The organism is Yoonia sp. (assembly GCF_046292185.1).
Taxonomy (GTDB): Bacteria; Pseudomonadota; Alphaproteobacteria; order Rhodobacterales; family Rhodobacteraceae; genus Yoonia.
In genome coordinates this window covers 1-10,700 of the sequence record NZ_JBKBQY010000110.1, presented here as the reverse complement: position 1 = coordinate 10,700, position 10,700 = coordinate 1, and the positions used below count along the sequence as shown (strand labels likewise).

General features: G+C 61.3%; 8 protein-coding genes and 1 pseudogene. 5 read left to right on the top strand and 4 right to left on the bottom strand.

Going from position 1 to position 10,700, the window contains the following annotated elements; translation table 11 throughout:
* From ACK4TM_RS15560 to ACK4TM_RS15540, 5 genes and pseudogenes are all read left to right on the top strand, one after another.
* Window positions 1–261 (top strand): annotated as a pseudogene (locus tag ACK4TM_RS15560) (short-chain dehydrogenase); the annotation flags it as partial.
* A complete protein-coding gene (locus ACK4TM_RS15555; RefSeq protein WP_409702905.1) occupies window positions 258–872 on the top strand; it encodes an enoyl-CoA hydratase/isomerase family protein in 615 nt (204 codons plus the stop codon). The pseudogene ACK4TM_RS15560 and the gene ACK4TM_RS15555, both read left to right, overlap by 4 nt.
* The gene (locus ACK4TM_RS15550; protein ID WP_409702903.1) at window positions 869–2,032 is read left to right on the top strand and encodes a TIGR03862 family flavoprotein; all 1,164 of its coding nucleotides are present in this window, start codon (window positions 869–871) and stop codon (window positions 2,030–2,032) included. The genes ACK4TM_RS15555 and ACK4TM_RS15550 overlap by 4 nt, the downstream gene beginning before the upstream one ends.
* Before the next feature lie 95 nt (window positions 2,033–2,127).
* Window positions 2,128–4,236 carry a YjbH domain-containing protein gene (locus ACK4TM_RS15545; protein WP_409702902.1) on the top strand — a complete coding sequence of 703 codons (2,109 nt, stop codon included), beginning with the start codon at window positions 2,128–2,130 and terminating at the stop codon, window positions 4,234–4,236.
* A gap of 2 nt (window positions 4,237–4,238) precedes the next feature.
* Window positions 4,239–4,889 carry a YjbF family lipoprotein gene (locus ACK4TM_RS15540; protein ID WP_409702900.1) on the top strand — a complete coding sequence of 217 codons (651 nt, stop codon included), beginning with the start codon at window positions 4,239–4,241 and terminating at the stop codon, window positions 4,887–4,889.
* 371 nt (window positions 4,890–5,260) lie between these two features.
* On the opposite strand, the gene holA is transcribed toward ACK4TM_RS15540, so the two are convergent.
* The 4 genes from holA to ACK4TM_RS15520 form a co-directional block, all read right to left on the bottom strand.
* A complete protein-coding gene (gene holA / locus ACK4TM_RS15535) occupies window positions 5,261–6,283 on the bottom strand; it encodes a DNA polymerase III subunit delta (protein ID WP_409702898.1) in 1,023 nt (340 codons plus the stop codon).
* A complete protein-coding gene (gene lptE, locus ACK4TM_RS15530) occupies window positions 6,280–6,765 on the bottom strand; it encodes an LPS assembly lipoprotein LptE (protein ID WP_409702896.1) in 486 nt (161 codons plus the stop codon). Before lptE ends, holA begins: the two co-directional genes overlap by 4 nt.
* The gene (gene leuS / locus ACK4TM_RS15525; protein ID WP_409702894.1) at window positions 6,755–9,376 is read right to left on the bottom strand and encodes a leucine--tRNA ligase; all 2,622 of its coding nucleotides are present in this window, start codon (window positions 9,374–9,376) and stop codon (window positions 6,755–6,757) included. Before leuS ends, lptE begins: the two co-directional genes overlap by 11 nt.
* A 161-nt stretch (window positions 9,377–9,537) precedes the next feature.
* On the bottom strand, window positions 9,538–10,700 hold a 1,163-nt coding region (locus ACK4TM_RS15520), incomplete at its 5' end, for a porin (RefSeq protein WP_409702892.1).

Below are 10,700 nucleotides of genomic sequence, written 5' to 3'. Positions count from 1 at the left end.
CGCACCGCGGATCTGGAATGCCGAGACAAGGGGTTGCGGATCATCGGTCTGTCGCCCGGCACCGTCGCGACGAAGATGCAGCGCGATATCAAGGCATCCGGTGTCAGCCCGGTCAGCCAGCTGGACTGGTCAGTGCATATTCCGCCCGAATGGCCCGCCAAGGCGCTGGTCTGGATGTGCGGAGCCGAGGCGGATGCCTATCTGGGTCAGGACATCAGCCTGCGCGACGCGGACATCCGCACAAAGGTCGGCCTTGCATGATCCGGTCTGACCGGGACGGCGATTACCTGATCCTGACCATCGACCGGCCCGACAAGGCCGGTGCGCTGACACATGCGATGCTTGCCGAACTGGCCGGTCCTGCCGAGGACGCCCGCGATGCAAAGCTTCTGATCCTGACGGGGACAGGCCGCGTCTTCAGCGCCGGTGCCGATCTGGACGCCGCGCGCGCCGGTCTCGCCACCGATCCGGTCTGGGAAAGGTTGTCGGGCGCGCTTGCCGCCTGTCGTGGCATGACTATCGCCGCGCTGAACGGGACGGTGGCAGGGGGTGCCTTGGGCATGGTACTGGCTTGCGATCTGCGTATCGCCGTGGTGCAGGCCAAGATTTTCTATCCTGTCATGCGGCTTGGGTTCTTGCCGCAACCCTCCGATGTGCCGCGCATGGTCCGGTTGATCGGGCCTGCGCGCACCGGGATGATCCTGATGGCGGGGCAAAAGGTAGATGCCGAAACGGCGCTGTCCTGGGGCCTGATTGACCGGATCGTGGATGATGCTGATCTTTTGCGGACCGCGCGCGAACTGGGGCAGGATGTCTGCGCTGCCAGCGCCGCCCATGCCGCCGCGATCAAACAGATGATCACCGCAGCATGACAGATATCATCGTCATCGGCGCAGGCCCTGCCGGTCTGATGGCGGCAGAAGTTGCTGCGACCCAAGGCCTGTCCGTGATCATCGCCGATGCCATGCCCTCGGTCGGGCGCAAATTCCTGATGGCAGGAAAATCTGGGCTGAACCTGACCAAGGACGAACCGTCAGAGCCGTATCTGGCCGCCTTCGGCCCTTTGCCCGACAGCCTGCGCGCCACGCTCGCCGCCTTTGGCCCGGCGCAGGTTATGGACTGGGCCGAAACGCTGGGGCAGACATTGTTCACCGGCAGCACCGGCCGGGTGTTCCCGAAGGCAATGAAAGCATCCCCCCTACTTCGCGCTTGGCTTGCGCGGTTGAACGCCTTGGGCGTCACGCTGCATACGCGCTGGCGCTGGGCAGGATGGCAGGGCGACGCACTGCTGTTCCAGACGCCGGACGGCCCGCAGGTGATCACGGCAACGGCGGTGGTTCTGGCGCTCGGCGGGGGCAGTTGGGCGCGGCTTGGGTCGGATGGCACGTGGACGCAATACCTGCCCGAGGTCGTGACGCCGTTCGCACCGGCCAATATGGGCTTCGTCGTGGATTGGTCGGTCCATATGACTGGACACTTTGGCGCGCCGGTCAAGGCGGTGGAGCTGTCCGCGGGCAGGCTGACAACGCGGGGCGAATGTATCATATCGGCGCGCGGGATCGAAGGCGGCGGCGTCTATGCGCTGTCACGCGCCATGCGCGAGGGTGCGCCCTTGGTGATGGACCTTGCGCCGGACCGCACCCTTGCGCAGGTCAGTGCCGCATTGGCCAGACCACGCGGCAAGACCAGCCTGACAAACCATCTACGCAAGGTGTTGCGTCTGGACCCCGTCCGCCTTGCCCTGCTGGCGGAATTCGGGATGCCTTATCCCGCTGATCTGGCCCCGTTGATCAAGGCGTTGCCGATCCGGCACGCGGGCCCGCGCCCCCTGGACGAAGCGATATCGACCGCGGGGGGCGTCCGGCTGGATGCGCTGGATGATGATCTGATGTTGCATCAACGCCCCGGCGTCTTTTGCGCTGGTGAGATGCTGGATTGGGAAGCGCCGACAGGCGGTTACCTGATTTCAGCCTGTCTTGCGACGGGGCGGCGTGCCGGGTTGGCGGCAGCGGAATATGTTGCAAAACGGTGAAACACGGCATCAAAACCAGAAAAATCCTTATTGAGCGTTTGCAATGCAGCCGTGGCAAGTTAGACCTCTCGCCAAGTCAGGGACGGAGTAGCCGCATGAACAAAGCCAGTTTTGCCACCACATCGGTCATTGCGCTTATGGCGGCTGCCGCGGCCTTTGCCCAGCAAAGCGAGCTGAATTATGGTTTCAACGGGATGCCCGGCCTGATCGAAATGCCCTCGGCGCAATCCCCCGCCGAAGGAACGCTGGCCGGCAGTCTTGGCTATCAGGATGGCCATTTCCGCGCGACATTCACCTATCAGCTGACCGACCGGACGACGCTGGCCGCGCGCTATTCGCTGATCGATCTTTACGACGACCCGACCACGACGATCACCACCGGGGAGTTCGAGCGCAGCTTTGACCTGCATTACCGGCTGACCGACGAAACGGACCTGCTGCCTGCCTTTGCCATCGGCCTGCGCGATTTCATGACGCCGGGGCGGTTTGGTTCAGAATACGTCGTGGCGACCAAGACGCTGGGCGACAACCTGACCGTGACCGCCGGTCTGGGCTGGGGTGCCCTGGCGACGCGTGGCGGATTCGACAACCCGTTGTCCAGCCTTGATACAAGGCCCGTGTTCGATGAAGCCGAACCCACAGGGCAGCTGGCGTCGGATTACTGGTTTCGCGGTGATGCAGCGGCCTTTGGCGGGCTGACCTGGCAGATCAACGAAAGATGGGGCGTGGCGGCGGAGTATTCTTCTGCCGCTTATCCCGAACAGCCTTTTGCGCCTGTGATAGACAGCGACAGCCCATATAATTTCGGGCTGACCTATCGCCCGAATGACAGCGTGCAACTTGCCCTCGCGTCGCTTTATGGGCGCGATCTGGGGGTTTCCGGCACGTTCACATTGAACGCCAATAACCGCCCGGGGATGAGCGGGCGGGAAACCGCGCCCACCCCTGTCAAACTGCGCGACCCGCAAGCGGCGCAAAGCTGGAACCACGCGTCCGAAACCGGGTTGCGCGCCGCCACGGCGCAATTGTTGCAAATGGAAGGTCAGACGCTGACAGGTCTGGAACTGACCGACACGACAGCGCGGGTGCGCTATATCAACACACGTTACCGGTCGCAGGCGCAGGCGATGGGCCGCGTCGCGCGGTTGCTGACGCAGGTGATGCCGGACAGCATTGACACCTTCATTCTGGAACCCGAAACACGGGGTATCCCGCTGTCTGCGACAACACTCGCAAGGGGCGATATCGAAAGGCTGGAAAACCGCCCCGGTGCGGCGCAGGACCTGCTGGTCAACACGGGCTTTGGTGATGCCGGTCCGTCCGACACCCTGGCCGATACACGGCCAGAGGCGGATGCCTTCAGCTGGGGCTTTGGCCCTTATCTGGCGATCAATCCATTCGGGGGCGACGGCTCTGTCGCTGTCTCCGCAGGGCTGAGCCTGCGGGCCACATATCAGATCAGCCCGCAACTGGTGGCATCCGGCACAATCGCGCAAAGCGTGTTGAAAGCCGATGGGCGCGATCCCGGAACTGACAACACCCCCGATATCCAGAACGTGCGCACCGATGGCCGGTTCTACGGCAATGACGGTGTGCCTGTGCTGCAAGACCTGACGTTGGCCCATTACGCCAGACCGGGGACAGATTTGTACAGCCGTGTCAGCATCGGCTATCTGGAAAGCATGTTCGGCGGTCTGTCGACCGAATTGCTGTGGAAACCTGTGGACAGCCGGCTGGGCCTTGGGGTCGAACTGAATTACGTCGCGCAGCGCGATACCGACATGCGGCTTGGCTTTGGCGAATATGATTACGACGTGCTGACCGGGCATCTGTCGGCCTATTACGATCTGGGCAATGGCTATCACAGCCAGCTGGATCTGGGGCGCTATCTGGCGGGTGACTGGGGGGCGACCCTGTCGATTGACCGCGAATATGAAAACGGAATCCGGGTTGGCGCCTATGTGACGCAGACCGATATCACCTATGCCGATTTCGGCGATGGGTCCTATAACAAGGGCGTGCGCGTCTCGATCCCGCAGGATTTCCTGACCGGCGACACGACGCGCGGCAGCTATGGCACGGAAATCCGGACGCGCGCAGGCGATGGTGGCGCGCGGCTGAACGTGGGCGGGCGGCTATATGGGCAGGTGCGCGATGCCCATGCCGCAGATCTGATGGATACTTGGGGGCGGTTCTGGCGATGACAATGATCAGGCAAACGGCATTCGCCGCAGGTTTTCTGGCGCTCGCGGCCTGTGGACCCATGTCGCAGGACGGGCTTGCCACGCAGCTGGTCGGCGCGGTGCAACAGACAGTCGGCGGGGCAGAGGCCGTGCCGCCGCCGCCGCAACTGGCGACGGATGAGGATATCGACAACAATCCCGGCCAGTTCATCCGCGTGAACTTTCGCGATCTGGGGACATGGGACACGATGGTCGCCGCAGCCAGCAATGCGGGGCGCGACACATGGATCGGCGCGGCAAACCTCAGCGTCACATTCGAGGAAGGGATCGTCGTCGCCACACGCGGGATGCCGCGCGATCTGATGGGCGCGGATACGGGGCAGGTGCGTGCCGCGATCAATGCCGGTGGCGGGACCGCGCAACGGACCCATGACTTCCTCGATAATCTCGATCAGATTTCGACAAGAGTGTTGCAATGCGGCATCTCTTCACAGGGCACAGACAGCTTTGTGCGGCGCGAACAAACCCATGATACCACCCGTTTTGAAGAGAAATGTGCCAGCGAACAGTTGCAGTTTACCAATGTTTATTGGGTAAACGCGGAAGGGCAGATTGTGCGCAGCTTGCAGGCCGTGTCACCTGATGCCGGATACCTGCAGATCGACGTGTTCTGATCGTGCTCTAAACCCTTGGTTTTTAGACAAGGTGCTGCTTTAACCGGATCATGTGGATAGTCACGCCGTGACACACCACCCGTGCATTATTTGGAGTACCGACATGCGCCTTACAACCACACTTGCTGCGTCCGCAGTTATCGCTGTTTCCGCTGTTGCTGCTAACGCAGGCAGCCTGGCCCCAACCACCATGGAACCCCCCGTTGTGGTCGCACAAGAGCCCGCACCTGCTGGTTCGTCCATCAACCCGGCTTTCATCGTTGTTGGCGTTCTCGCCGCTCTGCTGATCGCAGCTGCTGCTGACTGATATCTGATCCTGGCCGCAAGGTCGCGACCAGTGAAAGGCAGGCCCTCGGGTCTGCCTTTTTGCGTCAGCGCCGTGCCATCATCGCAAGCCGGATCAGCGTGCGTTCCATCAGGGCGGCCTGTGGCGCGGTGCTGGCGGAGCGCAGTTGTAGATCGGTGTCCGTCAGCGCGGTCAGCGCCCTTTCCAGCCGGTCGCGGCCCCACTGGCTGACCTGCCGTGCGATTTTATCCCGGCGCGGGCCAAAGACGGGCGGGCGCAACCGCCCCACCCCGGACCCCGGCCCCCCCGGATCAGAGGCCACGACATGCAGCCGCCGGAAATGCCGCATTGCCCCGATGCACAAAGTCACCGGCGTCACCCCCTGCGCATATAGCCCGCGCAGCACCGGCCCCAGCTGATCCACCTGCCCGGACGTGACGACATCGAGGACATCATCCACATCGACCTCGGCTGATTGCGGGGCGTTGGCGGTGATATCGGCGATGGTCAACGGAGTGTCGTCACCTTGTTTATAAAGCCCCACCTTTTCGACCGTCTGCCGGAAATCGCCCGGTTCCAGCGTATTGGCCAAGGCAAACAGCGCATCCATCACATCGCGGCCCGGCTGCGGCAAGCCAGCCTCGGTCACGGCGCGGGCGATATCGGACATATTCGGCGGGTCATCATAGATGCCGATGGCCATGGCGTTGCGATGGCCCTCGAACACTTTGCGGAGCGGCGATTTGGCGGTCAGCGAACCGGCAGTCACAACAAGCTGCGCGTCACCCGCACGCCAATCGGCCAGAACGGTATCGACCAGTTTGGACAGACCGTCGGTGGCATCTTCGACAAATGCGACGCGGTGACCCGGAAAGAACCCCTGCGCCTTGATCGCATCATCCAGCAGCGCCGGGTCCTTGCGCAGATCACCGGCATTGATCCGGGTCAGACGCATTTCCTCTTCACCCTGCGGGCCGACAAGGGCGGCGATCGCCTCTTGCCGTTTCGTGGCCACGCGCATGGGGTCTGCGCCAAAGATCAGCAACCCGGCATGGCTGGGGTCGGGTTTGCGCAGATAGCCCGCGGCGGCATCGCCTGACAGCTTCATTCCGACAGCTCCGGTGCCAGCAACAACAACCGGCTGACGATCATATCGGCAAGCGCGACGGACAGGCGGGCGGTGGCATCGGTTTCCGCTGCCTGTGTGGCGGTCGTAGACCCGGTCGCGGAATAGCTGGTGAACGTCTCATGACTGCCCTCAGCCACGACAGCGCCGGTCGCGGCATGGGTCAGCACCCATGCGACATTGCCCACCACATTGAACCGCGTGTTGTCGCCCGAGGTGGTGATCGCCAGACTGCGCCGCCTGTCGGTGATTTCAGCGCGCAACGTGTATTGCGCCACCTCTGTCGCGCCCAGCCGTTGTTCCAGCCTTTCGCGCAAACGGAACCCCGCGACACTGTCGCTCGTCTCAAAGGCGATCCTGCCGCGCAGCGCGTTACTTTCGCCATAGACCGGGGCAAAGCCGCAGCCCCCCAGCGCCAAGAGGCCCAGCAGAAACAGTCGCCGTGTGTTTGTGTCAGATGACAATGTTCACAATCCGTCCGGGCACCACGATCAGTTTCTTGACACTAGCGCCGTCCAGCGCCTTTTGCACGACATCCAGCGCCAGAACGGCGGTTTCCACCGCTTCCTTGCTGGCGTCGGCGGCCACCACAATCTTGGTCCGGCGTTTGCCGTTGATCTGCACCGGCAGGGTGACGTGATCATCGACCAGCATATCGGGGTCCGCGACGGGCCAGGGGGCAGTGGCGATCAGGCCATCACCGCCGAGACGGGCCCAGATATCCTCGGCCAGATGCGGTGTCATCGGTGACATCAGCTGCGCCAGCGCCAGGGCCGCCTGCCGTTTGGTCGCGGCAGAGGCGTTGGATTTCGCCAGCGTGTTGGTGAACGCATAGAGTTTCGCAATCGCCGCGTTGAAGCCGAAGGTTTCCAGCCCCATCGTCACATCATGGATGCAGCGATGCATCGCGCGCAGCAGATCGTCGTCGCCGGTGCCGGACGCATCATCGGCAGCGGCGATCTCGGTGGCAATGCGGTACACGCGGGCGAGATGTTTGTAGGTCGCGTCCGCGCCTGACGCCGTCCATTCCACGTCGCGTTCGGGCGGGCTGTCGGACAGCACGAACCAGCGCGCGGTATCGGCACCATACTGCGCAAGGATGTCGTCGGGATCGACGACGTTCTTCTTGGATTTCGACATCTTGGCAGACGGGATCACCTCGACCGGCTGTAGGTGTTCAAATACACCTACGGCGACTTCGTGTCTCTCCAGATAGTTTGCTTCTGCGAAAAGCGACAAGTCTCCCTGCTTGAGCCTTACGAACGGTTGACCATCCTTCCAAATCACATCTTTCGGTAAATGGTAGACTGGGCGATCACCAACACCGCGGGTCATGTAAATCTCATGCGTCACCATCCCTTGCGTGAACAACGCATTGAATGGCTCGATCGCACTTTCCGGCAGATGCCCGGTGATCTGCATCGCGCGGGCAAAGAACCGGCTGTAAAGCAGGTGCAAAATCGCATGCTCGATCCCGCCGATATACTGATCGACGTTCATCCAATAGGCCGCGTCCTCCATATTGGTCGGCGTCGGCGCGTGGGGTGCGGTGAAGCGGGCGAAATACCAGGATGAATCGACAAAGGTATCCATCGTGTCGGTTTCGCGCAAAGCGGGCTTGCCACAGGCGGGGCAGGCGCAGTTGCGCCATGTCGGGTGGCGGTCCAGCGGGTTGCCGGGGACATCGAAACTGACGTCATAGGGCAATTCGATGGGCAGGTTTTCTTTCTTTTCCGGCACCGCGCCGCAATCTTCGCAATGCACAATCGGGATCGGGCAACCCCAATAGCGTTGCCGCGACAGGCCCCAGTCGCGCAGGCGGAACTTGGTGACGCCTGCGCCGATGCCGTTGCCCTCGCAATGGGCGATTGCGGCATCGACGGCCTGTTCGCCGGTCTGCCATTGGTCGCCTGCGAAGCCTTTGACGTAGAACACTTTTTCCGTCTTCGCCGGAACATAGGCCGCGGTCAGATCGGGCGAGGCATCTTCATCCGGCAAAAACGTTGCGATGATCGGCAGGCCGTATTTGGTCGCGAAATCGAAATCGCGCTGGTCATGCGCGGGGCAGCCGAAAATCGCGCCGGTGCCGTAATCCATCAGGATGAAATTCGCGATATAAACGGGCAGGTCGGGCTGGCCCGCCATCGGGTGTTTCACCGTCAATCCGGTATCCAGCCCCAGCTTTTCGGCCTTTTCAATCGCCTCCGCGGTCGTGCCACCCTTGCGGCATTCGGCGCAGAAGGCGGCGACCTTTGCATCCTTGGCTTCCAGTTCTTTCGCCAGCGGGTGATCGGGCGAGATGCCGACAAAGGACGCGCCCAGCAATGTGTCGGGGCGGGTCGTGTAAACCTCGATCTGGCCGCCGTCGGTGCGGTCGAACGCGAATTGCAGGCCGCGCGATTTGCCGATCCAGTTGGCCTGCATCAGTTTGACCTTGGCGGGCCAGTTGTCCAACCCGTCAATCGCGCTCAGCAATTCCTCGGAATAATCGCTGATCTTGAAGAACCATTGCACCAGTTCGCGGCGTTCCACCTCGGCCCCGGATCGCCAGCCCTTGCCGTCGATGACCTGTTCATTGGCCAGCACGGTCATATCGACCGGGTCCCAGTTCACCACGGCTTTCTTGCGGTAAATCAGGCCCTTGGACAGGAAATCAATGAACAGGGCCTGTTGCTGGCCGTAATATTCCGGGTCGCAGGTGGCGAATTCGCGGGTCCAGTCAATGCTTAACCCCAGCGGTTTCATCTGCGCGCGCATGTCGGCGATGTTCTGATAGGTCCAGTCCTTGGGGTGCCCACCGGACGCCATCGCGGCGTTTTCCGCAGGCATCCCGAACGCGTCCCAGCCCATCGGGTGCAGCACGTTATGGCCGGTCGCCAGTTTGTAGCGCGCGATCACGTCGCCCATCGTGTAATTGCGCACATGGCCGATGTGGATGCGCCCGGACGGATAGGGGAACATTTCCAGCACGTAATATTTCGGCTTATCCGCGCTGCGTTCGGCTTTGAAAATCTGGCCGTCGGACCAGATGTCCTGCCATTTGGGTTCGATCGCAGCGGGGGAATAGGTGGTCATCAACTTCGACTTTCTGAATGGCAAACGCCGGGCAGGGGGCCCGGCGACAGTCATAATCCGGCAGCGCGCCAATGGCTATAGCCCGATACGCAAAGCCTGCCCCAAACGCAAAGAGCGGCCCCAAAGGGCCGCTCTCTTAGGAATGTTCCGAGGGTTCTGAATTAGAACTGGAAGGAAACTTCAACAGTTGTACCGATTTGGTACTCACGTGCGCCAACTTCGTCGTCATTCAGGAAGCCCTGTGGCAGGCCGTCTGCATCAGCATAGGAGACCAGCAGTTTTGCGCCGGAGCCGAGGTCGTATTCGCCAGCAACGTAGAACGCTTCGCCGTCTGTCCATGCTTCGCGGTCGAGATAGCCAGCAAACACTGAAAGGCCGTTGCCAAGGTCATAGCCGCCTTCGATGTTGTAACGGTAGGAACCAACACGCTCTTCGTAGTTGGCTGTCAGAGTGATTGGGCCATCGGAGTAAACGGCACGTACACGCCAGCTGTTATCATCGCCATCTTCCAGAACGTAAGCACCGGACAGGGTCACTGGGCCAACTGGGTAGGAAGCCGAGATACCGAGCGAATCTGTCTCGCTGTCGTCGGCGTAGGCCAGACGCACGGTTGCGCCAGCAAAGGTCGTCCCAACAGAGACACCAAAGACTTCGTTCTGGTTAAAGTCACCGTTATCCGAGCCGAGAAGTGGATCGTTGTAGAAATCCTCAGCTTCGTCCGATGCAGCCTGATAAGCAGCAGAGACGTTGAAATTGCCGAAGTCACCGCGCATACCAAGTGACAACTGGTCAACATCGTTGGCAACAGTGGGATCACCGTCGTTGTTGGTGATGACATAGGAAACCGATGCGTCGAAGCCGCCGAAAGACACGTCGCCACGCAGGGCTGTTTCGCCGTCAGCTTCGGAGAAGTTGTCGGACTGCATCCAACCTGTGCCGACCCAATGTGTTTCAGCAGCGAAAGCAACATCACCGAAGAACAGGCCAGCATTTTCGCTGGTCAACGACAGGACATAACCGCCGGAAGCCAGATCTTCACCCAGCGAAGTGTCGGAGAAATCGATGTCAAACTCAACGCCAGCGGTCACGCCGTTGTCCAGTTCCTGTGTCAGGTTAACGACAAGGTTGCCGTCCCAATAGAAACCGTCGTTGCCTTGTGCGCCGTCATCGTTGTAACCCAGCGCAGCTTCGCCGGAGAAAGATACTTCAGCAACTGCGGCGCCAGCAAAGGCAACCAGAGCAGTTGTTGTAAGAAGGATGCTTTTCATTGGATAATTCCCTCGTGTTTTTTGCATTCCCAAGAATGCCAGATGTTCTAGCATTG